This window comes from Rossellomorea sp. LjRoot5 (assembly GCF_964253455.1).
GTDB lineage: Bacteria > Bacillota > Bacilli > Bacillales > Bacillaceae_B > Rossellomorea.
In genome coordinates, this window is sequence record NZ_CAXUQN020000001.1 from 3,068,702 (window position 1) to 3,092,001 (window position 23,300).

Sequence of the window (23,300 nt, forward strand, 5' to 3'; positions counted from 1 at the left end):
ATCTTTACTCTTTTTTCTTTTCCGCCTCATATTCTTCAAGCATCGACAAGCGCTCAAGCATGGTAGGGTGTCCGTAACGGAAGATCTTCACCAAAAGCGGCGGATTCACTTGGGATAACCCCACCTTCGATAATTTCTGGAAGGACGAGATGGCCGATTCCTTATCACCAGTCATTTCAATGGCGTAGCGGTCCGCCCTCGTTTCCTGATACCTGGAAATCCAGTTGCTGAGTGGACTGATCGTAAACAACAGCATGGATGTGATCATTAAGAATAATGGAAGGGAGCTCAAATTCGAGACTCTCGATACTTTCAAATCATCACTGTGATTGGCCACGATACCCCTCATCAGCTTAGCCGTCAGGAACAGTCCGAAGAAGGACAAAACGAGATAGATCCCGATCCCGATATAGATGTGCTTTTCCACGTAATGAGCCATTTCGTGGGCCATGACAAAGAGGATTTCCTTGTCTGTCAGCTTTTCAAGGGTTGTGTCCCATAAGACGATCCTGGAATTGGATCCCACTCCGGTGACGTACGCGTTAAGGGAATTGGTCTTCTCAGACATATCGACTTCAAATACGTGGTCTGCAGGGATATCCGCCCTGTCGGCCAGGGATAGGATCTGATCCTCCAATGCTTTATCCTTCAATGGATAGAAATCATTATAGAGGGGATCTATCAGTACAGGCTGTACAAACATCATGAAAATCGTGAATGGAACAGACAAAGCCCAGGCCGCCAGCCACCAGCGCTGTTTAAAACGTTTCATCAAGGCATACAGGACCGAGACGATGATGAACATGAGCAGATAATTCACCCAGAAATCCGTAATTTCGTCCTTCATCCACATGGAAAACGTTTGAGTGGAAATGTGGTAGCTTTTTGAAATCTTATAAGAAATATACTGCAGGGGGAAAATCGCTACAAACGAAGTGATCGATAACCAGAATAAGAAAATGGCCGTTTGAAGGAACCCGTTCTTCACCGTTCCCCTTGCCCATTTCTCAAACACACGTGATACACCGAAAATCAGGATCAAGAAATAGAATAACCATTCATACGGAGTGGATAAGAAGAACAAAAGATTCTTGATTTTTGAAAAGTCCTCACTCAACAGAATTTCTTTATTATTCATAAAGGTGGCCGGGTCCGCACTGCTTCCCTTATACATTTCAGGTAAAGTGGAATCCGCCAGGAAAAATAAATACACATATAAAAATAAGCCTAATAGCAAATAAGCCAATATCGATCTAAACGCCCATTTTCTAGCCAACATACTTCCTCCCTTCACGTTCTCATTACTTATATGTAATACCCTGTCCAAAGTTTTAGAACCTAAACACGGACGGTGAGTGAAATGGTGCCGTTCATGCAGGGAAAATCGTATACCTGCTTGTTCTGGTGATTTACGTGCCACATATCCGCCATATCTTCATTATATCTGCCAGAATAAAATTTTATCTGCCCTTTTCATAATTTATCTGCCATTCCACAACGACGCCTATGCTCAATAAAAAAAAGCCACGATTCCGTGACCAATAACCTTCTACATTATGAAGACTGTATACAAAGACAAAACGAAAATCGCCCCGATCACCACAAGGATCACGTTGGCTCCCAAGAACGCAATGGCAAAGGCAGCTACCGTCCCCACAGCTCCAAACAGGAGGTTCCCTTCCTGTATCAAAAGAATGCTCGGGAATATCAACGCTCCCAATACAGCAAAAGGAACATTCTTCAGCACCCCTTGAATAAAAGGAGGAAGCTCCTTTCCCTTAAATACAAGGAAAGGGAGCATTCTAGGTATGTAGGTAACTACGGCCATTCCAATAATCATCCACACAATCGCAGGATTCATTTGGTTTCTCCCCTCACTTTTAGCATGACGACTGCCTCTACAATCACGGCAGAAGCAATCGTAGCGGCGACAATCGACCAGCCGTTTGAAAGGTTTGTGGTAAACAAAAGGGTACTATTTAAAGCACCAGCCACCACGGCTAAAAATGTGACCTTTACGCTCTTTTTCATAGAAGGAACGAGAAGCCCGACAAACATGGCATACAAAGCAATGGTCATACTGACCTGGAGGAACCCGGGGAGGACTTCTCCGATAAAATATCCCACCCCGGAGTTCACGACCCAGCTTCCATATGAAATGAGGATGACCCCAACGACAAACCCCGGCTTTACTTTCCCCTCTTTAACACTGATGACCGTGAAGGTTTCATCCGTAATACCAAACGCATAAAAAAGCTTTTTAAACAAACGGTCTTCTTCAAGCTTCTCACTTAACGATGCAGACATCAGAAAGTGACGGATGTTTACAATGAACGTTGTAAGGATGATTTCAATAATCCCGGTACCAACCGCAATCAGACTCAAGGATATATATTGAGCGGCCCCCGCGAACACGAGCATGCTCATCAAGATCGTCTCCGTCACTGTAAGCCCGGTAGTACGTGCCAACAGTCCAAACGTCAGGGCCACAGGCATATATCCAATGGCAATGCTGACGCCACCCTGCAGGCCATAGCGAAAATCGCTCACTTTTTTCGTAGAAAGAAGTGCTTCCATCCCCTCACATCCTTTATAATAAGTATTACTCACTGTTTTAATTTTTCGATAATTTATTATATTATACATATAGACGTTATAATAAACAAGAGGAGTTTAATTCATGGAAAATTTCCCGATACAAATTGGTGATAATATCAGAAAGATCCGGAGAGAACGGGGGTTCAGCCTTGAACAAATGGCTGAACGGACAGGGGTCAGCAAGGCGATGATAGGTCAGATTGAACGGGGTGATTCGAATCCTACCGTTGCCATTCTGTGGAAGATAGCCAATGGCTTGAAGGTATCCTTTTCTTCCCTTATCGAAAAGCCGAGCAACCAGGTGTCCATCATTCATTATGAAGACGTTCAGCCTGTGCTTGAAGACGATGGCAACTACATTGTTTATCCCATCTTCCCTTTTGACCCCTTAAAGAAGTGGGAAAGCTATCGTGTGGAAATGAAACCGGGTTGTACCTATCGGAACGACGGACATACGAAGGGTGTGGAGGAATACATCACGGTCCTCTCAGGAGAGGTTTCCCTGATGATTGCAGAGGAAAAGTATGATTTGACGGCAGGAAGTTCGATTCGATTTGCCGCTGACTCCGGTCATGCATACTCCAATGAGTCGAATCAAGTAGCTGTCTGCCAAATGGTCATCTATTACGGGGAAGAGTAAAGCAGTCATGAAATGGGACCTCCATTTCATGACTGCTTTTTTTCTCAGGTGTCAAACTTTGGAACTGACCAATATACTATTACATCTTAAAGTTGAGAGGAGAATATTGAACATGACTCCTTCCCTGCCCTCATTTGACCTCCAATTCGATCATGCTGATTTACGGGAGCTGAAACGTGACATATGGAGTAACACCCCCGTTCCGGCTCAATTGAAAATAGAAGATACCGTACATGACATCCATATCCGGTACAGGGGATCCTATACACGGGAATTGGAAAAAAAATCGTATCATATAGAATTTGCCAAAGAACCCGGCTGGGACGAATCATCAGAACTACATCTGAACGCAGAATCCATTGACCCCTCCCATTTCCGCAATAAACTTTCCCTTGATTTCATGAGAGAACTGGGCATCCACACACCGGAGAGTAAGCATGTATTCGTTACCCTGAAGGGAGAACCTCTTGGTTTATACCTTCAGTTGGAATCTGTGGATGAGATTTACTTAAAAAAGAGAAATCTCCCCCCGGGAACGATCTATTATGCTGTCAGCGACAAAGCTGACTTCTCACAAAAGAGAAAGCGGGGCCTGACATCAGGATATCAGCGAAAACTCGGTAATATGGAAGATGATCACCATCTCATTCATTTCATCAGGAAGATCAATTCACCTTCAACCTTCTCACATGAAATCCCTCAGCTCTTACACATTGAAAATTACTTGAGGTGGCTTGCCGGGGCTGTCTGTACGATGAATAATGATGGATTCACCCATAACTACGCTTTGTATCTGAACGGGATAGATAAACAATTTTCCATCATACCGTGGGATTACGACGCTACGTTTGGAAGGCGGGTGAACGGGGAGGCCATGGAATGGGATTATGTGCCGATTACGGGGAAAACGAAAAACAAACTGACCACCCAGCTGATGAAACGATCCGGTTTCCGGAAATTATATAAAGATATATTGGAGGAAATTCTTGATACGAGCTTCAATGTGACCTACCTTGAAGACAAAGTGATGAGTTTACATTCTTCCCTGAGACCCTATATCCTGATGGACCCCCATTTTCAGAAAGATATTGATTTATATGACCGGGAACCCCCCTTCATCCTTCAATTCATTGAAGATCGCAGTGCTTTCCTGAGACAGGAGTTAAAGTATTTCTAGACAAAAATAAAGCGTGGGAACAAGAAATTCCCACGCTTTCCATTAACAGAACGTATCCTTCGGTTTTGGAACGGACAGGCCGAACAGAGGACGAAGATATAGTGCAAGGAATGTGCCGGCAAGGGCGAGAACTCCCCAGATGTAACCGTGTAGGCTGAAGGAAGCAATTCCTCCGAAGTAAGCGCCGATGTTACATCCAAATGCCAAGCGGGCACCATATCCCATCAACAGTCCGCCAATGACCGATGCCATGGCATTTTTACCAGTGATCTTATTGAAGCGGAACAACCCTCCGGCTGCAGAAGCCAGGAACGCTCCAAGAATGACACCGAAATTCAATACGGTTGTGGAATCAGCAAAGATTGACGCTTGAAGGGCCTCTGCGTTGACTCCCGACCAATAGCCCCAGCTGGCAACATCTACACCGAACATTCCGGCAACCTTTGATCCCCATAACGCAAAGGCAGACGTAATTCCCCATGGATTTCCCCTCGTCATGAGAGTGAGAGCATTTAATACAGCAAGAACGATGGCAGCTGCGATAAGTGGCCAGGATCCTCGGAAGATCCGCTTCCACCCTTTTGCTGACGGAAGAACTGCCATACGCGGGGGATTCTTCTTCTTTTCGATTCGAAGGGTGACCCACGCAACAAATGCGAAGAATAACATGGAAACAACCCAAGCCCCGAAATAACCTAATCCGGTGGACGTGGCAAGCGAGATTGGCTTAAAGGAAGGAAGCTCCTCTGTCCAAAATGGTAGATGAGCCGCTCCAACGGTTGCACCTACAATAAAGAATAACAGCGTGATGAACATGACGGAACGCCCTCCACCAATCGCATAAAGGGTTCCAGAAGCACATCCTCCCCCCAGCTGCATCCCGATTCCGAACAGAAAGGCTCCAACAATCAGGCTGACACCGACTGGTGACACATAGCCTGCCGCTTCCCCTCCAAAAAATGTGTATCCTGTAGCAAGAATCGGTGCAAACAAGGTAACGGCAACGGCAAGCATCACCATATGGGCACGCATCGACTGACCGTTCCCCACAGACATCACCCTGCGGAAGGCAGAAGTGAATCCGAATCGTGCATGAAATAATGTATATCCTAACAGAAGTCCGAGAACGAGAAGCATAGTTTGGGCTATTTCTTGCGTAAAGAGCAGGTATAGACCAAGAACCGCTGATACAATGATTCCACCAGCCACTAATGAGGTTTGTGGCGAGTTCAATTCAGTACTCTTTTTCTCGGGACCTTTTTGTTCATTGATTGGTTGAACGTAGTCAGCCATAACAAATCCTCCTTAATCTTATTGATTTGGTTGGAATTCATTTTACAATAGTAATGGATTCTTCGGCTTCTGTCAAAGGATGAGCTTCCATAAAAAAACCACCTGAGCGGGAACACTCAAGTGGTATTGCATTATGAAACCAGTGCCAACATGACCGGAATCGTCACGATACTCAACAGGGTCGTGACCAAGGTACTTGTTGATACGAGATCAGGTTCTGTATTGAATTGCAGTGAAAACATCGTCGTATTCGCAGCAGTCGGCATGCTGGCCAATATAATAAGAATCGAACCAAGTGTAGAGGAAATCGGCAGCAGGGAGACGATCACCAATGCCAGAATGGGCGAAGCGACCATTCTCATGATCACGATGAAGGATAATGCACTTCTCTCCACTTTCTTCCCTCCAAGAGTGGCCAGTTGCATCCCGAGAACCACCATGATCGTAGGGATTGTTGCTTGTGAGATCAAATCGATCGTTTGAGTTAAAAATAGTGGAACGTGAAGGTGCAATACCTGAAAGGCAAGCCCGATAAATGCACCATACAAAATCGGCATTTTGACAATCTTCATCCAGATTTCCTTTGAGCCACTCGCTTTGTCACTTCCACTTATGGCATAATACAATCCGATCGTATTCATAAGGAACGATTGAATCACCATCATGATGACCGCATAGCGAAAACCGAGTTCGCCAAACCCGAACAGAATGATGGGTACACCGTAATTACCCGAATTCATGAAAACCCCGGAAAGGATCATTGCCGATTCTTTCGGTTTTGAATAATTCCTGATCGCAGCCACTATTTTAATGGAAAGAATCAACATCACACAAAGTGCGATGCAAAAGAGAAAAATATAAAGATAGTCCATATTCAGTTCATTTTCGTAAAAGGTCTTGAACGCCAGAAATGGATACATTAAGTAGATGGCCATCTTCGAAATCGAATTGATCTCAAAACCAAGTTTCTTTTGACCTATATATCCAACAGCAAAGACCAGTAAGGCAGGCATTACAATCAATATTACGTCCATTTATGTCACCACAATCTATTAAAATGAAAGATAGGCCTGACTACTAGAGTCAAGCCTAAGTGTACCATATTTACAGGAGTGGGATAATTAATCCGGCTAATAGCAGGATCAATGCGCCACCAAGTCGTGAAGAAATCTGTGCAAATGGCATAAGCTCCATTCGTTTGGATGCTGACAAAACGGCAACATCCCCTGTTCCCCCCATATTCGCCATGCACAGCCCCGCTGTGATGGCTGCTTCGATCGGATAAAAACCAACCAGTTTCCCAAGGATTGCCGCACCGATGATTGCCCCCAGGACCACTCCGAGTACAGTCAGGATATATTGAAGAGTCAAGGCCTCAAGGACCGTATTCAAATCCGTGTACGCAACACCGATCCCAAATAATAAAGCGAAAGTCCAGTTACCGGCTACAAATTGATACCACTGACTCGCTCCCTCTACTACATTTTGAGGAATGATATTTGAAATCTTCGCCACAGCGACCAGAATGATCATGATCGCATAGGGATGAAGCGGAAGAATGGATCCCAGCAAGGTACCGACCGTAAAGAATGTCAGGGCAGCGAGTAAGCCTACTCCCATCTTCTCAATATGATACTTCTGCTTTGTTTTCTCATAGGTAAAGCCTTTCATGAGCTGGCCGTTTCCACTCAGGGAAGGGACCTTTTTCCCGATAATATCAAGAACCGATGCCAGAATGATGGCAAATACATTTCCCAACGCAAGTGCCGGTACAAGCATCGATATATAATAGCTGGGATCATTCCCCATCATTTCTGAATAGATTTGACTCATCGGCACTGCGCCAGCTCCCATCCCACCACCCATGATTGGCATGGTAATGACAAGGATGGCTTCTTTAAGGGTAAAGCCGACAAGAGATCCAAATATACCGGCCACAATGACCGCTCCCGCCACTGCCCCGAAAATTGGCAGAAAGTAGCGAAGGCCCACCTTTACCAACACTTTCGAATTCATCCCCAATATACTTCCGGTAATTAACGCAGCAATATAAAAATTCAAGAATCCGCCTGACTTCATAAAGTCGGTCATGGATGTGACCGTGGTTTCAGGAAGCAGGCCGGCATAGACCATATAAGCCGCGCCGAAAATCGCTATGATTGCACCGCCTCCAAGGAATGTTTTCACGATGGGGGTACGGTCTCCCGCCCATCCAAATAATTCACCAAGGACCATCATGACGAGAAGGCTTCCGATCATCCCTCCCGGCAGATTCCCCGTGTACATGCTAACCAGCGTAATCCCTGCGAAGACCAGGAACCAAAGGATCGGCATATTAAAAACCTTTAGAGAACGATCTTTCGTATCCGTCACATCCTCTTTTGTTTTCCCATTTTCATATGAAATTGTTGATGCTGCTTGTCCCATTTTGTTCATCCCCTTTGTCGATTTATCAGTACGAACTAAAATGCTGTACCGCTCTTTCCAGCACTCTCTTCCTTACACCCCTGTAATCGCACCTTAGCAACCGCTTACATTATACTCATTTTATGAAACTATTGTTTGTTTTTTGAAATTAAAATAAGCAGCCATAAGCTGCTTATAAATAACTTTCGATTCTCTGGATATTCATTTTTTTCAACGTATACTGAAATACCGGCCTTCCGATTCCATAGACCAAGGTTTCATCCACAACCCCGATTTCTTTCAAAAACCTCAGGTACTTTCTGATCGAAACCCGTGAAATCGACGTCACCTCCGCTATATCATCAGTTGAAAATGACTCCTCTTCGAAACTGACAAGCTCTTGATAAATAGACGCTAGTGTACTTCTCGCCACCCCTTTAGGAAGGGACATCTTCTCCCTGGTTTCCTGTACATCCCGTAATAAAAGTAAATCCAGTTCGTCCTGTTCGATGGTAGAGTGCTTTTGAAGCATGTGATTACTCTCCCGGTAAGACATCAACGCTTTTTTAAACCGTTCAAATTCAAAGGGCTTGATTAAATAGTCCACAACGCCCATCCTGAGGGCACTTTGAATATTTTCGACTTCTGATGCCGCTGTGATGAGGATGACATCCATCTCCCGCTGTTCCATGCGTATTTGCTCCAATAAGTCCATTCCGGTTTGTTTCCCGGGCAAATAAACATCCAATAAAATCAAATCGACCTTGAACTCGTTTACCTTCTCCATGGCATCTTCAATTGAATTCGAAATACCGATTAAATAAAATCCATTGATTTCTGCCAGATACCTTTGATTAAACCGGGCCACCATTGGATCATCTTCCACGATCAATACATTAATCACCCTTCATCCCCTCCTTATATGAAGCTTGAACAATCATGGTCGTTCCCGAACCTTCCTTCGATTCAACATGCAGCGTCCCATTCAGTTTACCGATACTCTCTTTCACTAGGAACAGACCGTAGCCGCGCCCTTCTCCCTTAGAAGAATACCCCTTGATAAAAATATCCTCTACCATATCATCCGGCATCCCTATTCCTGTATCCGTCACTACCATTTCAAACTGGCCATCCTGATAAAATATCTCCATCAACACTTCCTTTTCGTCACAATCCATCGTTGCATCAATACTGTTATCCAATAGGTTTCCAATGACGGTGATCAGCTCATGGGTAACAGCAGGGTCCCTTGGTTCCGGAAGAAAGTCGTGGCATTCGATGGTTAACGAAACGTTCTTTTCCCTCGCATAGCTTAGTTTCCCCATGATAAAACCGGCAAGGGCAGGGTCTTTCACTTTCGAGGTCACCATGCTCACTTCGTCGACACGGAAGGAAACAAGTTCTTTCACATACCGGTCTAAATGACTGTAATCCTTCATCTTTACGAGTCCCAGAATCACATGCATCTTATTCATGAATTCATGTGACTGAGCCCGGAGAGCTTCCGCATATGATTTTACACCGGTTAGTTGTTTAGCTAATTGATTCACTTCCGTCTTATCACGGAAGGTAGAGATCGCTCCGACTACTTCATCATTGACGATTAATGGAACCCTGTTCACGAGTATCGATACCCCGTTGATCGTCTGCTCCTCGTCAAGCTCGGGTTTCCCCGTCTCCATCACCCGTTCAAGACGGGTGTGCGGCATGTATTCCTTAATGGGCATACCTATCGGATCGGAGCTCAGTCCAGCTTTATTGAAAATTTTCAGCGCTGATTTATTCACAAGGGAAATGGTAGTATCCTTATTCACGGCCACCACTCCTTCATGGACCGACTGAAGCATCGTATTCCGCTCCTCTAAAATCTTCGCGATTGCAAAGGGTTCAAGACCAAATAAAATTCTCTTTATGTACCGGGCAATGATGACAGCACCTACGATCCCCACAATGATTCCGAAAGCCGACCCCAATAAAATATTGTAGTGGCTTTGATTCAGCGCTTCTTCTACACTTTCCAAGGAAATCCCGACAGACACTGCCCCGATCTGTTCGTGTTTCTCATTGTATACGGGAGAAAAAGCCCTGACAGACTTACCAAGCGTGCCCTCAGAAATGGACAGGCTTTCTTTTCCTTCCAACACATCTTTCTCGTCCCCACCGACAAAGTGCTTGCCAATTCGGTCGGAATCGGGATGTGATTTCCGTATGCCCTCCATATCCATCACCACAACAAACAGGACCTCGGCTGATTCTTGGATATCCAAAGCGTATTCTTGAATGCTGTCTTCGTTTTCTTGATTCTGAAGGCCGGTCTTCACAATCGTGGAATGAGCAACCGTCCTTGAAACAATCTTGGCTTTTTCTTCGATATTCGTTTCAATATTATCATTGATCGTCCTTGTAATCAGCAGATCGGTTATGACAAGGGAAACGAGGACAACGACACAGACGAAAAGAATGATGATGGTACTTAGTTTAAGCTTTTTCATTTTCACGGGAGTCACTCCTGTGCAGTTTGGTATGACTGTTAATTTTACATGAATTCTGGTTTTATGATAGACCCCCGTAAATAAAGAGGCTCCACGGGAACCTCTTTTTGATAAAAAGATGTTAGAAATAGTTCACCAAAACCTTTATGGGAGAAATCTTTCCTGTACCCAGTTCTTCAAAACACTCGGGCAGTTCTTCAAACGTGATCGTTTTCTCAAACAGCTCGCGTAAGCGGGAATCCTTGTCTTTGATCTGCTCAAAATACCATTTAGAATGTTGCTCATAATCCCATCCATCACTTGCCCCTGCAACCTTAAGCTCTTTGCGGAAAAAGTCAGGTTGCAGAATAAATGATTCCTTATTCCCGTCGGATAATATGCATATTTCACCTTCATACTTAAGCGACTTTTGCAGTATCTTAAATGCATCGTTAAACCCCGAGCACTCTAATGCATAATCATAGAAATCACTTGGGCATTCACTTTGATCTTTATAGACGGTTTTCGCCCCCAATTTCTTTGCTAATTCGCCTCTGAAGCTATGAGGTTCTACCATATCAATGTGACTGACCTTCATATATTCCTTCAGATAGTAGATGGTCAATAGACCCATCGTTCCGGCACCTGTAACCAAAACCCGATCGTTCCCTTTCGGATTCAATTTAAGCACACCTTTTGCTGCATCACATGACAAAATCACAAGCAATGCCTCTTGATGGGGAATATCTTCCGGAACGAAAATGGCCTTACTCTCCTTTACGATCCCATAATCCTTATGCCCATAAAATGCAACCGCCCGGTCCCCTATTTTAAAGCCTTTGACTGCCTCACCTGTGGCTATCACTTCTCCAACACTTTCATACCCGGTTTCTTTAGGGTAAGTCGGCGGAAGGTCAGTGGGATCCGTTTCATTGTATTGAGGAAGTTCTGCCCCGATGCTGATGGCTCCTGCAACAGTTTTAATAAGAATCTCATCTTCATTGAGTGGTGGTATGGTTTGTGTCGTCCACTGTAATGTTTTTTTCGCTGTTAGTTCAAGTGATGTTTGTATCATGTCGCATTTCCTTTCATTCAATATTTCCTCCAGTTTATCAGATAGTCTTTACGCCCGGCTCTTAATAGAGTCATCAGGCAATCCAGAATCGTATTATCCTTGGGTATAGAGGCAATCAGTGTCTTGCTTCATTTCGCTTTAGCAATGCAATCATTAAAAGTAGGACACCATTTAACGTCAACATCCCAACCAGAAGTTTTATGATGAATGCAATATCGGGCGCGTATAGATTGATTGAACGCCAGGGAGCAGAGAAGAAATAACACAATAGGGGAATGATTCCTATCGCAAGAAGCAAGGACAATGATCCGATGAATATCCATACTCTATTCTTAATGGAAGCTTTCGTTCTGAGTCGGGATAAAATCCAAAAGCATATTAAAAAAAGAAAACCTGTGATGAAAGAGACTATCCATTGTAAGTGATGATTAACCGGCTTCACTTCCGGCATTGTCCCATTTTCCAAAATCGTCTTGATACCATCCCTCATCTTTACAGTTGAAAGGACTTCTGAAAAGTTGTTTTTGTTTGTGAGTAAGATAAATCCATAGTTCCCATTGGGATTTATGAATAGTTCTGACCGCGAATCGGGTGTTTCCCCGCCATGGAAATAGTAAGAATCCTCTGCCCTTGTGGAGATTCTCCAGCCATAACCGTAATACATATCTTCTTTTCTATGAACTTGTGGAGAAGTATACATAGAGAAGGTTTTCTCTGAGAGCAATTCTCCGCCTCCGTCCATCATAAATCTTATGAACTTCGATATATCATCTGAAGTGGAGACCATATACCCGTATGGGACCCCGCTATCATCCATAAACCCTTTACTTTTTATCGGCTTACCGAACCATGTTTGAAACCCTGGCTGATACCCTAATTCTTGAGCATCTCTAAAATTCGATGCAGTCTTACTCATTCCAATTCTATTAAAAATTTCATCATACATAAAAGTAGCAAATGGCTGATTCGTTAAATTCTCTACTATTTTTGCCAAAAGTAAATAATTTAGTTTTATTTCCAAAAATGCATCTCCACCAGTCCACCACCATAAAAAAGGATCCGCCACGAGAGCCAAGCTCGCTCCACAGCAGATCTGCTACTCACATAAAACCTCAATCAGTCAAAACGTTCGATTCACTTTCCCTTAAACTCCGGCTTCCTCTTCTGACTGAATGCCAGTAAAGCCTCCACCCGGTCTTCAGTGGGGATCGTGATTTCATATGCTTTTCTCTCAATCTGCAAACCTGTCTGCAGGTCCACGTTCATCCCATTCTTAACGGCAAATTTAGCCTGCTGCAGTGCAACCGGGCCATTCGCTAACATAGGTTCCACGAATCCATGGACTTCACCCATGAAATTTTCTTTTTCTGCTACCTTTGTAACAAGTCCGATTTCCAATGCTTCTTCTGAAGTTAAACGTTTAGCTGTGAGGATAAGTTCGAGGGCTTTGGATTCACCGACCAGTCGCGGCAAACGTTGAGTGCCTCCTGCTCCCGGAATGATGGCCAGGCTTGTTTCGGTCAGTCCCATTGTCGTGCCCGCTACAGCTATTCGGAAATCGCATGCAAGGGCAAGTTCCATCCCTCCCCCGAATGCGTACCCGTTCATAGCAGCGATGGTCGGCTGCGGAAGGGTGGCGACAGATTGGAAGACCTCTCCGATTTTGTAGACGTTTCGGATGACCTGCTGTTCAGTCAAGGTCTTTCTTTCTTTAAGATCCGCTCCGACTGAGAAAGCTTTTTCTCCACTTCCAGTAAAAATGACGACCCGGACGTCCGGGTTGATGCGGAGTGCTTCGACAACCTGCTGCAGTTCGTTCAGTGTATCATAGTTAAAGGCGTTCATTGCATCCGGCCTGTTGATGGTGACCGTTGCAACGTTGCCCTTTTGCTGTAGTAAAATGGATTCCATGTTTGTTCTCCCCTTTGTATAAGTGTTTCCTCCTTATGTATGATTCGACACGAATCGAGAAAACCCTTTCATTTTTTATAAGGTATGAACACTTCCTTCGTGAATGCATAGACTGTTCGTGACATCTACCCATAAAGGAGCTGTATGCTATTATGTATCATCCTTATAATCAAAACCCTTACTTCCAGCATCAACAGACTGCCCATTACAATAATCAGTACTACCGTGAAACGAAAAGCCTTCCGGATCAGTGGGACGAATATATCCAACCACTCGTAACCCGTGCCTTATCAGAAGTGGAAGAAGGCATCAACCTTACCCACCTCTTCCAGGAATTTATCTTATCAGGTGTATTGGTCGGGCAGGGATTCACTCCAGATCAGGCAATTGAACAGGTCGAGACGTGGGAAAAAGGTGAATCAAAGCTATTACAGGCCAGTAAAGCTATGAAATGAAACAAAAAGATGCTCAGTGATCCACTGAACATCTTCTTTGTTTATGATTGAAGCACTTGCTCTTTCAGCGCTCTTCTCAAGATTTTCCCTGTTGTGTTCTTCGGCAGTTCATCCAGGAACTCGATGGAAGCCGGAAGCTTGTACTTCGCAAGATGCTCTTTGCAATACTCCAGCACATCTTGTTCTGTCAGGGTTGAATCGCTTTTTACAACATAGCTGTTGACGGCTTCACCAAGTTCGGGATGCGGGACACCGATGACCGCTGCTTCCACGATACCGGGATGATTGTAAAGCACTTCTTCGACCTCACGAGGGTAAACATTGTAACCCCCTACAATAATCAGCTCTTTTTTACGGTCCACAATGTAGAAATAGCCATCTTCATCCATGCGGGCAAGGTCTCCTGTATATAACCAGCCGTCGCGGATCGTTGCGGCGGTTTCTTCTTCCATTTTGTAATAGCCCTTCATAACATTCGGGCCTTTGACGATCAGTTCGCCGACCTGTCCGACAGGTACTTCTTCTCCCATTTCATCGACGACTTTATTTTCGAGGTTCATGATGGATGTTCCAATCGATCCCGGTTTCCTTGGTCGATCCAGCGGGTTGAAGCATGTCACAGGTGACGCTTCGGATAACCCATACCCTTCAGAAATCATGACATTGAATTTCTTTTCAAAATTTTTCAAGAGAGCCACCGGCAGGGAAGCGCCGCCTGAAATACAGAGCCGAAGAGATGATAAATCTTCAGGGTTTCCATCAGGGTACTGGAACAGGAAGTTGTACATGGTCGGTACTCCGGCGAATACGGTTGGTTGATAAGCCTTTGATAATTCAAAAATGGCCTTTGGACTGAAGCGTGGAACGATTAACAGGGTGGCTCCTCTCAAAAGCGGTGCATTCAGGACCACTGTTAAACAGAAGACATGGAACATTGGCAGAGCGGTAATGACGGTATCATCTTCATTCATTCGTAAATAACTGCCCACGTCGGTCGCATTGGAATAAATATTTTTATGTGTGAGCATGGCGCCTTTCGGTTTACCCGTCGTCCCGGAAGTATAAAGAATGATGGCTATTTCATTCTCATCCACTGTCTCTCCTTTAAATGCAGGGTCCCCTTTCCCCAAAACACTTGTAAACGATTTCATTTTAGGGTACACCAGAGAAATTTTTTCTAAATCAATGTCCTTCGCCCGTTCATCTCTTGATTCACACAGGATGAAGTGCTCCACATCCGATAACAGATGCTGCATTTTTACAATCAATGGCACGAGCAGATCAAGTGTGAGAATGGCCTTCACATCACCATTTTTCAGAATGTAGCCAATCTCATCCGGAGTATAAATCGGATTGATCGGAATGACCTTTAATCCAAGACGCAGTGCTCCATATAATCCGATGACAAAATGCGGTGAATTCCCCAATACAAGCGCGATATGATCTCCTTTTTTCAGACCCAATTGCTCTAAACCGCTTGCAAATTTCGATACAGCACCATTCAATTCCCCGTATGTACTTGAAGTATTCAAGAAATGATAGGCTGTTTTATCTGCTTTCTCTTGAGCAATTTGATCTAACCGTGTAGCAATATTCAATTGTTTCCCTCCCCTTTTTAATAAACTGAATGAATGGTCATTCATCAAACTATTAAAAGTATTCAAAATATATTCTATATAAAGAATAGTATTAATACAAGTATATTGATATAAAAAAACCGCCCAATTTGGACGGTTCTTCCATTTAAATCAATACACCAAATCAACGAATTCATCCATCGTGATATTACCGAAATAGTGTTGAATATCAACACCTACCAATGCCCCGGCAATGTCTTTTCGCTCATAGCGTATACCGGCAAGCTTTTCTTCAATGTCCTCTACATTTCCCACCCCGAAGAAATCACCAAAGATTTTACAGTTATCGATCTTCCCTTTATTCACTTCGAGGCGGACATCGATGGAACCGACCGGGAAGCGGTGGGAATGCTGGAGATTGAATTTTGGTGATTTCCCATAGTTCCAATCCCAGTTCTGATAGCGTTCTTTTGAGAGTTCATGTATATTCTTCCAATCTTCTTCCGTCAGGACATATTCTTCTGCGTCGCTTCCTTCGAAGATAAAATCAAGAAGGGTTGAGCGGAACTCTTCTATGCTCATTTGTTCAGTCAGGAATTCAGAGATATTGGCCACACGGCTCCGGATTGATTTGATTCCTTTTGATTCAATCTTGTCTTTTTTCACCCGTAGAGCGGACACGACGTTTTCCATTTCGGAATCGAACAGCAGCGTTCCGTGACTGAACATCCGACCTTTCGTTGAGAACTGGGCATTCCCCGAGATCTTTCTGCCTTCTGCGATGATATCGTTACGACCGCTCAGCTCAGCTTTTACCCCGAGTTTGTGGAGAGCCGTTACAACTGGCTCAGTGAATTTCTTGAAATTATGAAAGCTCTCCCCATCATCTTTCGTAATAAAGCTGAAGTTCAGGTTCCCCAGGTCATGATACACGGCTCCCCCACCGGAAAGGCGGCGTACGACGTGAAGTCCCTGTTTCTCCACGTAATCTGTATTGATCTCTTCGATTGTATTTTGATTCTTTCCGATGATGATGGAAGGTTCATTGATGTAAAATAATAAATAACTCTCATTAATATCTAAGTTCTTCAATGCATATTCTTCTATAGCAAGATTGATCCGCGGATCTGTGATTCCTTTATTATCAATAAATAACATCGTGTTTCCTCCTAAATTTCTACTACCATATCTTTTTTTGCTAATGATACGTGACCGCTATAAATCGTTTTTGCTTCTGTAATTAACTGCTCCAGGTCGCCGAAATGAGGTAAATGGGTGAGGATTAGGTTCCCGGCACTGGTTAACTGAGCAAGTTTCCCGGCGTCGAGACTAGTCATATGACCAGCGTTCGATGCATCCATCTCCCCATAGAAATTGCATTCACAGAGAAGCACGTCAGCATCCTGTCCGAATGAAATAAATTCTTCCCTGAAGGCGGAATCTGCTGTATAAAAGAGGGATTTCCCATCTGCTTCGATCCTCATCCCATAACATGGAACGGGGTGCTTTGATTTCACAAACGTTACGGTGAAGGGACCAACAGATAAAGTAGAGTCCTCAGTATACTCATGGGCTGTCATTAAATCTTTGTATGTAAGGGAATTATATCCTTGCTGATCTTCCCGATGGGCATATACAGGTAATGGACCTTTATTTTTCCCCAAGAAGTATTGAATCAATAAAGCGTGTTGTAGTACACCTATATCTGCCACATGATCGGGATGATAGTGGGACAGAAGGACTGCATCTAACTCTGTAGGTTCTATATGATGTTGAAGTTGGGATAGTACACCACTTCCACAGTCAATAAGCAGTTTAAAGCCATTAGCTTCAAGTAAATACCCGGTGCTCGCTTCTCCTGCTTTCGGATATCCGCCCCATTGACCAATAACGGTTAACTTCATATTTGAACATCGCCTTTCACTTTAGTCTGTACCCCTACTATACTTCATTGTGCCTATTTTTTCATTTTTTCCGCCCATTTTAGAATTAATTATTGACGAAACTCATACTGTTATAATACAATAAAATAAATTAACACATCAGTTATATAACACGAACAATTGATGGGTGAATACAAATTTACGGAGGGTGATGAACATGGTAAAAAATATTGTTGAGTTCTTTCGAAATTTGCCGCCTAAGTCTTGTGCACAATGTGGAGATACAATTGAGGAGCAGCATGAATGCTACGGCATTTATTGCGAGAAATGTACGACTGACTACGAATACTAAGCACATGAAAATCAAGGGGTACTAAAAAGGATGCTCTTCAAAATGAAGAGCATCCTTTTTATGATTATTGTACGTCCACTGTTTCCATCGTGTGTTCGTGAATTTCTTCTCCTTTGGTTACATGGACCTGTACATTATATGACCCTTTCTCCGGGAATGTATAGGATCCTTTATATTCTCCGCTTTCACCTTCAGTCAGATCCACCCATTCATGCTTTTCTTGACCATCCTGATAAATTTCAAAACGGACTCTGGCTTCTTCCAGTGCGACTTCTTTATTTTCTACATGCACCATCATTTCCGCTTCTTCACCCGCAGTAATACTGTCAGGCTTCGTCAAATGGATGGTAACGGTGCTTTCATGGTCGCCATGGTGGTGATCTTCACCCGCTTCCTCATGATCGCCCTCTTCTACTTCACCGATCGCAATTTCTGTTTTTGGCATCGTGTGCATGTCGCGGGCGGTCACATGAACCTGCACTGTATACGCACCGTCTTCTTGAAACGTCTTTTCTGCTTTATAAAGTCCGCCTTTTTCGTGCTTGGCCTCGATCATTTGGCTTTCATCTTTCTGACCGTTTTTCCAGATCTCATATTTTACTTCACCGGCATCGTCGACGTTCTCATCACCTTGAGTGACTTTCGTGGAAAGGGAAACCGGTTCACCTTTTTCTCCTTTCTCAGGCACGTCTAACTTTGCATCGATCGCTTCCAGTTTTTCATCTTTATTTGCTCCGTTATCTTCTTTTGAATTTCCGCATGCAGAGATAAATATTGCGAGGAAACCTACCAGCAATAATAAGCTTATTTTCTTCATGACAACATTCTCCTTTAGGCATTCTCTTTTCATGTATCACCATTATGTACCTCTCACCATTTAGTATACACCTTCATGTTTACTCGGGGTTTGTCCATTTTATGAAGAAAAAACGGCAGATGTTTGTGACATCTGCCGTTTTTTTCCTTATGCTTCTACTGTTTTCGAATATTGCTTCTTGAATAATCCTACAAAGAAAATAGCTGTCAATGCAACGAACACAATGAAGTATCCCAGCAGGATGAAGAGGTTTTGCCACATGAAGGCAAAGTCTCCACTTGAAATGACCGCCTTGAACGCTGACACCGAGTACGTCATCGGTAACAGTGCACTGATTGGCTGTAATGCAGTCGGAATCAATTCAAGTGGGAATGTACCTGCACTCGTCGTCAATTGCAGAATCAGAATGATGATGGCGACGAATCGTCCCGGATCACCCAGTACCGTCACAAGCATTTGAATCAATGCCAGGAATGTAAGACTTGTAATAATAGTAGAAAGTAAGAATAATGGTACACTTTTTACTTCAAGACCCAATCCAAAGAGTAAAATGGCTGCTGCTATCAGTGATTGGATGATCCCCACTGTCGTAAGGACAGTAAATTTCCCCATGAACCAGCTCATTCCGCTTGATGGACGGTCGGATGGTTCGCGAAGCGGATACACAATAGAGATTAATAATGCCCCTACGAATAGTCCAAGAGATAAGAAATAAGGAGCAAATCCTGTTCCGTAGTTTGGAACATGATTGATTTTCTCATTTTTCACATCGACTGGACCCGCCATCATGTCATACGTATCGTCATCCGCTTTGACACTATTGGCTTCTTTTGCTGCGTCCTTTAATTTCGATTCGTATTCCGTTGTCCCGTCTGATAGTTTCGTTGAACCGTTTGCGAGCTCAGTGGAACCATCGGCGAGTTTCCTGGATCCGTCTGCAAGCTGATTGGATCCATCATATACCCGGTTAAGGCCTGAGCTCAGTTCATTCGCCCCTGAAGCAAGACCTACCGTTCCCTGGTATACGTCTCCAAGTTTCTGATTTAATAATCCGTAGTTTTCCACCACTTTATTTTGACCGGCAACAAGTTGATTGGAACCTTCGTCAAGCTGTGCTGATCCGGCCACGAGCTGATCGACGCCGCCCTGGAGTTTCTTCTGGCCATCATTTAATGCACCGATTCCACCCGCGAGAGAGTTTGCACCTTTTTGAAGTTCAACGGCACCATTACTTAAAGCCCCGGTACCTGTCTGAAGTCCCGATGCCCCCTGCTTGATTTGGTCGATGGCTGCCTGAAGTTCAGCCTTCTTTTCTTCCGGAAGGCTTCCCATGAATGGAGTCAATTCTTCTTCAAGCTTTGAAGCCCCGGCCCCAATCGCTTGAGCGCCTGCTTGCGCGCTATCGGCTCCACCTTTCAGGTCACCGATTTTTTCTGCAAGGGTCTGTGAACCTGCCTGCAATTTAGCCGTATTGTCCACGGCACTATCAAGCCCGGCGTCCACTTGCTCCAAACCTGCCTTGCTTTTATCGATTCCGGCAGCAAGGGAATTCAACCCGGATTGAACATCCTGCGTCCCTTTATATAATTGCTGGGATTTATCCGTCATGACGCCGACACCGTCAGATAGTTCCTGAGAACCTTTAGCCAGTTTCTCGGCACCTGCACGGGTTTTAGCCACGCCGTCTGTCATCTCGACGTTCTTTTCAGCAAGAACAGCTAGATTGTCCTTTAGCTTCTTGGCACCTTGAGAAAGATCAATGGCCCCATTGTTGATTTCCCCTGCTTTGTCACTGGCAGTCTGGAAACCATCTCCCATTTCCTGAATTTTATCAAACATTGTTTCTGCATACGTTTCTGAAACGGATGTAGAAAGACTCGCTTTGATCTCTTTCATCGCCGTATCCCCAATTTGAGCAGATAAGAAGTTAAAGCTCTCATTCGGGACATATTTTAAAGAAAGCTTTTGAGGATTTTCCTCTAACAACGTAGTACCGTTTTCAGAGAAGTCCTCTGGAATTTCCACAAGCATATAATAGTCTTGTTTCTCCAGATTCTTATATCCTTCTTTTTTATCGACGAAATGAAAATCGAACTGATCGCTTTCCTTCAGCTTATCAACAAGATCCGATCCGATATGCAACTCCTTACCATCAAACTCTGCCCCCTGGTCACTATTCACAACAGCTACAGGAAGATCTGAAAGTTGCTCGTATGGATCCCAGAATGCCCAAAGGAACATGCCGCTGTATAGTACAGGAATAAAGAGCACGGCTAGTATCGGAATGAGCAGCTTCTTGTTGCGAAAAATCGCTTTGAATTCTGAACCAATAAATGATTTCTTCATGTTTTCCTCCTATTTTTTATTCAAAGAATTGAATTATTGACCAATAAACCCAAACGGTCATCGAAAGGTAAAAAATAAATGACTATTTCATTCAATTGGTCATTTTTTCCTAAAAATGAAGGACTATCAATTTGATAACCCTTTAATGATATACAGCTCAAACAGATTGGCTATTTCATCTTTATCAAGTGGACCATGTGTACGTTCCCAATCGAATATCAAGGAAACGTATAGCTTCAACAAGACGAATGCAGTCATTTCCGGGTTGCAGGGCTTAATCGCTCCTGAGGCAATGGCCTTTTCAATTCGGTGACTTAAGAAGTCTATGACCACTTTTTCCATGCGGTCAATGACCTCGGATACAGCAGGTGTTCCCATTTCACGGGCTTCCTGATATAACTTGATCGTCAGCTTATGCTCTTTACGAAATTCGAGAAGACGAAACAATGCACGGTGGACATTTTCAGAAAATGTAGCTTCCGGATCAATCACTTCTTCTGCTTCAAAGGTCATCTCATTAATTAATGATGAAACGATCTCGTCGAACAACTCTTCCTTATTCTTAAAGAATGTATAAATCGTTCCTTTTCCTACATTCGCAATTTTAGCCACTTGATCCATCGTCGTGGCTTTATATCCAAACAATGAAAAAGAATTGGTAGCTGCCTCGAGGATCTGTTTCTTTCGATCGATCGCCATGAACTCACTCCTCTCATTTGACCGTTTGACCATATTTGTAATTTAGTCATTTTGTTAACATTGATAAATTTATCACATCTACAAGCATTACACAAGTGATATTTTTCATTTTCTTTATCCCCGTTTTTTCATATCGAATAAGCCATCATGAATAGGCTATAGGTATAAGACGGTTCAGGAGGTGTCATATGAATATTTACGTGGTAAAAAGCGGGGATTCACTCTGGTCGATCGCATCAAGGTACGGGGTTGAGGTGAACCAGATCGCTTATGGTAATCAGTTGAAGAACCCCAATATACTTGTTATCGGACAAAGTCTTCTCATCCCGGAACCTTTAAAAGAATATATCGTTCAGCCAGGGGATACGTTGTATAAGATCAGTCAAAAGTATCATATGGATCCCAATGAACTACAGACATTCAACCAGATTTCTGATCCCTCCACACTATTTATCGGTCAGTTGATTGTAATGCCTGCTTTCATTCACAACGTTCGAACAGGCGATACCCTTTATACCATTTCCTATAATTATAAAGTTCCTATGCAAGAGATTTTAAATGCGAATGCCATCTCCAATCCATCCCTTATCTACCCTAATCAACAAATTCGGATCCCGAACACGAAACCGGTGATCGAGGTGAATGCATACACCACGAGGACCGACAGTCAAGGAGCAGCCGAAGTGAATGGGCTGGGAAGCTACTTCACATACCTTGCTCCTTTTACCCATTCCATTACAAAAGAAGGTTCGATTACAGAACTGAACGATACCGGCCTTATTTCGGCTGCGGATAATCAGAACGTCGATCCCCTATTGGTTCTGACCAATTATGTAGACGGAAAATTCAACTCCGATCTTGTTGCAACCATTTTAAGAAGTGTACCACTGCAAAATACGTTAATCTCTTCCATACTTAAGAAAATGGAGACAAAGGGTTATAAAGGATTGAACATTGATTTCGAATACGTTTACCCTGAAGACCGGGAAAATTATAACTCTTTTTTAAGGAGGACGGTCTCTGCATTAAAACCAAAAGGCTATTCTGTCTCAACGGCACTCGCTCCGAAAATCAAGGGAGATCAAAAAGGATTGTTATATGAAGCCCATGACTATAAGGCTCACGGAGAAATTGTCGACTTTGTTGTCCTTATGACTTACGAGTGGGGATGGGCCGGAGGGAAACCATGGGCGATTGCTCCCATTAATGAAGTGAAAAAAGTACTGGACTACGCCGTGACGGTCATACCCCGCAATAAAATTCTCATGGGGGCTCCCTTATATGGCCGTGACTGGAAAATCCCATGGGTGGATGGGACTTTTGCGAAATCCATCTCCCCTCAGGGTGCCATTGACCTTGCAAGCAAATACGGGGTGCGCATTCAATACAATGACCAATACCAGTCTCCATTCTTCAAATATTGGGATGAATCCGGGCAGCAGCATGAAGTCTGGTTTGAAGATGCGAGAAGCATGCTGGCAAAGCAAATGGTGCTGGACGACTATAGATTAAGGGGGCTGAGCTACTGGGTTCTGGGTTCTGCCTTTCCACAGAATTGGGTGCTTCAGCATTCAAGATATCGGGTGGTGAAGTAAGATGC

Annotated in this window: 22 protein-coding genes; 5 read left to right on the forward strand and 17 right to left on the reverse strand. The window is 43.8% G+C overall.

Features of this window, described 5'->3' with window-relative positions; all coding sequences use genetic code 11:
• Positions 1–4 precede the first annotated feature (4 nt).
• From ACSQ2E_RS15645 to ACSQ2E_RS15655, 3 genes are all read right to left on the reverse strand, one after another.
• On the reverse strand, positions 5–1,276 hold the full coding sequence (locus ACSQ2E_RS15645; RefSeq protein WP_435991988.1) for a M48 family metallopeptidase: 1,272 nt from the start codon (positions 1,274–1,276) through the stop codon (positions 5–7).
• 273 nt (positions 1,277–1,549) lie between these two features.
• Positions 1,550–1,861, reverse strand: a complete 312-nt coding sequence (locus tag ACSQ2E_RS15650; protein WP_435991990.1) for an AzlD domain-containing protein — start codon at positions 1,859–1,861, stop codon at positions 1,550–1,552.
• A complete protein-coding gene (locus ACSQ2E_RS15655; RefSeq protein WP_435991992.1) occupies positions 1,858–2,577 on the reverse strand; it encodes an AzlC family ABC transporter permease in 720 nt (239 codons plus the stop codon). Before ACSQ2E_RS15655 ends, ACSQ2E_RS15650 begins: the two co-directional genes overlap by 4 nt.
• Positions 2,578–2,680: 103 nt before the next feature.
• On the opposite strand from ACSQ2E_RS15655, the gene ACSQ2E_RS15660 reads away from it, so the two are divergent.
• Both ACSQ2E_RS15660 and ACSQ2E_RS15665 read left to right on the forward strand, forming a co-directional pair.
• Complete coding sequence (locus ACSQ2E_RS15660; protein WP_435991994.1) at positions 2,681–3,238, forward strand: helix-turn-helix domain-containing protein; 558 nt, start codon at positions 2,681–2,683, stop codon at positions 3,236–3,238.
• Between the two features lie 112 nt (positions 3,239–3,350).
• Complete coding sequence (locus tag ACSQ2E_RS15665) at positions 3,351–4,415, forward strand: CotH kinase family protein (protein ID WP_435991996.1); 1,065 nt, start codon at positions 3,351–3,353, stop codon at positions 4,413–4,415.
• Positions 4,416–4,457: 42 nt separating this feature from the next.
• On the opposite strand, the gene ACSQ2E_RS15670 is transcribed toward ACSQ2E_RS15665, so the two are convergent.
• The 8 genes from ACSQ2E_RS15670 to ACSQ2E_RS15705 all read right to left on the reverse strand — a co-directional run bounded on the left by ACSQ2E_RS15670 (position 4,458) and on the right by ACSQ2E_RS15705 (position 13,571).
• Positions 4,458–5,708: a YeeE/YedE family protein gene (locus ACSQ2E_RS15670; RefSeq protein ID WP_435991998.1), complete on the reverse strand. Its 1,251-nt coding sequence runs from the start codon at positions 5,706–5,708 to the stop codon at positions 4,458–4,460.
• A 131-nt stretch (positions 5,709–5,839) separates the two neighbouring features.
• Positions 5,840–6,742 carry an AEC family transporter gene (locus ACSQ2E_RS15675; protein ID WP_435992000.1) on the reverse strand — a complete coding sequence of 301 codons (903 nt, stop codon included), beginning with the start codon at positions 6,740–6,742 and terminating at the stop codon, positions 5,840–5,842.
• A gap of 70 nt (positions 6,743–6,812) precedes the next feature.
• On the reverse strand, positions 6,813–8,135 hold the full coding sequence (locus ACSQ2E_RS15680) for a 2-hydroxycarboxylate transporter family protein (RefSeq protein WP_435992002.1): 1,323 nt from the start codon (positions 8,133–8,135) through the stop codon (positions 6,813–6,815).
• A gap of 172 nt (positions 8,136–8,307) precedes the next feature.
• On the reverse strand, positions 8,308–9,018 hold the full coding sequence (locus ACSQ2E_RS15685; protein WP_435992004.1) for a response regulator: 711 nt from the start codon (positions 9,016–9,018) through the stop codon (positions 8,308–8,310).
• Positions 9,011–10,606, reverse strand: a complete 1,596-nt coding sequence (gene dcuS / locus ACSQ2E_RS15690; protein WP_435994577.1) for a DcuS/MalK family sensor histidine kinase — start codon at positions 10,604–10,606, stop codon at positions 9,011–9,013. Before dcuS ends, ACSQ2E_RS15685 begins: the two co-directional genes overlap by 8 nt.
• Before the next feature lie 121 nt (positions 10,607–10,727).
• Entirely contained in the window at positions 10,728–11,660 is a 933-nt protein-coding gene (locus tag ACSQ2E_RS15695) for an alcohol dehydrogenase catalytic domain-containing protein (protein WP_435994579.1), read from the reverse strand.
• Positions 11,661–11,775: 115 nt separating this feature from the next.
• Positions 11,776–12,681 (reverse strand): serine hydrolase domain-containing protein, encoded by a 906-nt coding sequence (locus ACSQ2E_RS15700; RefSeq protein ID WP_435992006.1) that lies wholly within the window; start codon positions 12,679–12,681, stop codon positions 11,776–11,778.
• Positions 12,682–12,794: 113 nt separating this feature from the next.
• Positions 12,795–13,571, reverse strand: a complete 777-nt coding sequence (locus tag ACSQ2E_RS15705) for an enoyl-CoA hydratase-related protein (RefSeq protein WP_435992008.1) — start codon at positions 13,569–13,571, stop codon at positions 12,795–12,797.
• Positions 13,572–13,723: 152 nt separating this feature from the next.
• Between ACSQ2E_RS15705 and ACSQ2E_RS15710 the strand changes: the two genes are divergently transcribed.
• The gene (locus ACSQ2E_RS15710) at positions 13,724–14,026 is read left to right on the forward strand and encodes a hypothetical protein (RefSeq protein WP_435992010.1); all 303 of its coding nucleotides are present in this window, start codon (positions 13,724–13,726) and stop codon (positions 14,024–14,026) included.
• Positions 14,027–14,067: 41 nt separating this feature from the next.
• On the opposite strand, the gene ACSQ2E_RS15715 is transcribed toward ACSQ2E_RS15710, so the two are convergent.
• The 3 genes from ACSQ2E_RS15715 to ACSQ2E_RS15725 all read right to left on the reverse strand — a co-directional run bounded on the left by ACSQ2E_RS15715 (position 14,068) and on the right by ACSQ2E_RS15725 (position 17,507).
• The gene (locus ACSQ2E_RS15715; RefSeq protein WP_435992012.1) at positions 14,068–15,624 is read right to left on the reverse strand and encodes a fatty acid--CoA ligase family protein; all 1,557 of its coding nucleotides are present in this window, start codon (positions 15,622–15,624) and stop codon (positions 14,068–14,070) included.
• Between the two features lie 150 nt (positions 15,625–15,774).
• The gene (locus tag ACSQ2E_RS15720; RefSeq protein WP_435992014.1) at positions 15,775–16,761 is read right to left on the reverse strand and encodes a lipoate--protein ligase; all 987 of its coding nucleotides are present in this window, start codon (positions 16,759–16,761) and stop codon (positions 15,775–15,777) included.
• Between the two features lie 11 nt (positions 16,762–16,772).
• Positions 16,773–17,507, reverse strand: coding sequence for an MBL fold metallo-hydrolase (locus tag ACSQ2E_RS15725; RefSeq protein WP_435992016.1), 735 nt, complete (start codon positions 17,505–17,507; stop codon positions 16,773–16,775).
• Positions 17,508–17,703: 196 nt separating this feature from the next.
• Between ACSQ2E_RS15725 and yhfH the strand changes: the two genes are divergently transcribed.
• On the forward strand, positions 17,704–17,838 hold the full coding sequence (gene yhfH, locus ACSQ2E_RS15730) for a protein YhfH (RefSeq protein ID WP_079533738.1): 135 nt from the start codon (positions 17,704–17,706) through the stop codon (positions 17,836–17,838).
• A gap of 64 nt (positions 17,839–17,902) precedes the next feature.
• On the opposite strand, the gene ACSQ2E_RS15735 is transcribed toward yhfH, so the two are convergent.
• The 3 genes from ACSQ2E_RS15735 to ACSQ2E_RS15745 form a co-directional block, all read right to left on the reverse strand.
• Positions 17,903–18,655, reverse strand: a complete 753-nt coding sequence (locus ACSQ2E_RS15735) for a FixH family protein (RefSeq protein ID WP_435992018.1) — start codon at positions 18,653–18,655, stop codon at positions 17,903–17,905.
• Positions 18,656–18,802: 147 nt separating this feature from the next.
• A complete protein-coding gene (locus ACSQ2E_RS15740; RefSeq protein ID WP_435992020.1) occupies positions 18,803–21,001 on the reverse strand; it encodes a YhgE/Pip family protein in 2,199 nt (732 codons plus the stop codon).
• Positions 21,002–21,127: 126 nt separating this feature from the next.
• Entirely contained in the window at positions 21,128–21,700 is a 573-nt protein-coding gene (locus tag ACSQ2E_RS15745; protein WP_435992022.1) for a TetR/AcrR family transcriptional regulator, read from the reverse strand.
• Between the two features lie 188 nt (positions 21,701–21,888).
• On the opposite strand from ACSQ2E_RS15745, the gene ACSQ2E_RS15750 reads away from it, so the two are divergent.
• Positions 21,889–23,295: a glycoside hydrolase family 18 protein gene (locus ACSQ2E_RS15750; protein ID WP_435992024.1), complete on the forward strand. Its 1,407-nt coding sequence runs from the start codon at positions 21,889–21,891 to the stop codon at positions 23,293–23,295.
• The last annotated feature ends 5 nt before the right edge of the window (positions 23,296–23,300 follow it).

Bases quoted from the DNA above. Each gene is read 5' to 3' on its own strand.
- ACSQ2E_RS15745 (WP_435992022.1), bottom strand. From the start codon at position 21,700: ATGGCGATCGATCGAAAGAAACAGATCCTCGAGGCAGCTACCAATTCT.
- ACSQ2E_RS15670 (WP_435991998.1), bottom strand. From the start codon at position 5,708: ATGGCTGACTACGTTCAACCAATCAATGAACAAAAAGGTCCCGAGAAA.
- ACSQ2E_RS15665 (WP_435991996.1), top strand. From the start codon at position 3,351: ATGACTCCTTCCCTGCCCTCATTTGACCTCCAATTCGATCATGCTGAT.
- ACSQ2E_RS15655 (WP_435991992.1), bottom strand. From the start codon at position 2,577: ATGGAAGCACTTCTTTCTACGAAAAAAGTGAGCGATTTTCGCTATGGC.
- yhfH (WP_079533738.1), top strand. From the start codon at position 17,704: ATGGTAAAAAATATTGTTGAGTTCTTTCGAAATTTGCCGCCTAAGTCT.
- ACSQ2E_RS15680 (WP_435992002.1), bottom strand. From the start codon at position 8,135: ATGGGACAAGCAGCATCAACAATTTCATATGAAAATGGGAAAACAAAA.
- dcuS (WP_435994577.1), bottom strand. From the start codon at position 10,606: ATGAAAAAGCTTAAACTAAGTACCATCATCATTCTTTTCGTCTGTGTC.
- ACSQ2E_RS15750 (WP_435992024.1), top strand. From the start codon at position 21,889: ATGAATATTTACGTGGTAAAAAGCGGGGATTCACTCTGGTCGATCGCA.
- ACSQ2E_RS15650 (WP_435991990.1), bottom strand. From the start codon at position 1,861: ATGAATCCTGCGATTGTGTGGATGATTATTGGAATGGCCGTAGTTACC.
- ACSQ2E_RS15710 (WP_435992010.1), top strand. From the start codon at position 13,724: ATGTATCATCCTTATAATCAAAACCCTTACTTCCAGCATCAACAGACT.
- ACSQ2E_RS15660 (WP_435991994.1), top strand. From the start codon at position 2,681: ATGGAAAATTTCCCGATACAAATTGGTGATAATATCAGAAAGATCCGG.
- ACSQ2E_RS15725 (WP_435992016.1), bottom strand. From the start codon at position 17,507: ATGAAGTTAACCGTTATTGGTCAATGGGGCGGATATCCGAAAGCAGGA.
- ACSQ2E_RS15675 (WP_435992000.1), bottom strand. From the start codon at position 6,742: ATGGACGTAATATTGATTGTAATGCCTGCCTTACTGGTCTTTGCTGTT.
- ACSQ2E_RS15695 (WP_435994579.1), bottom strand. From the start codon at position 11,660: ATGATACAAACATCACTTGAACTAACAGCGAAAAAAACATTACAGTGG.
- ACSQ2E_RS15705 (WP_435992008.1), bottom strand. From the start codon at position 13,571: ATGGAATCCATTTTACTACAGCAAAAGGGCAACGTTGCAACGGTCACC.
- ACSQ2E_RS15740 (WP_435992020.1), bottom strand. From the start codon at position 21,001: ATGAAGAAATCATTTATTGGTTCAGAATTCAAAGCGATTTTTCGCAAC.
- ACSQ2E_RS15720 (WP_435992014.1), bottom strand. From the start codon at position 16,761: ATGTTATTTATTGATAATAAAGGAATCACAGATCCGCGGATCAATCTT.
- ACSQ2E_RS15735 (WP_435992018.1), bottom strand. From the start codon at position 18,655: ATGAAGAAAATAAGCTTATTATTGCTGGTAGGTTTCCTCGCAATATTT.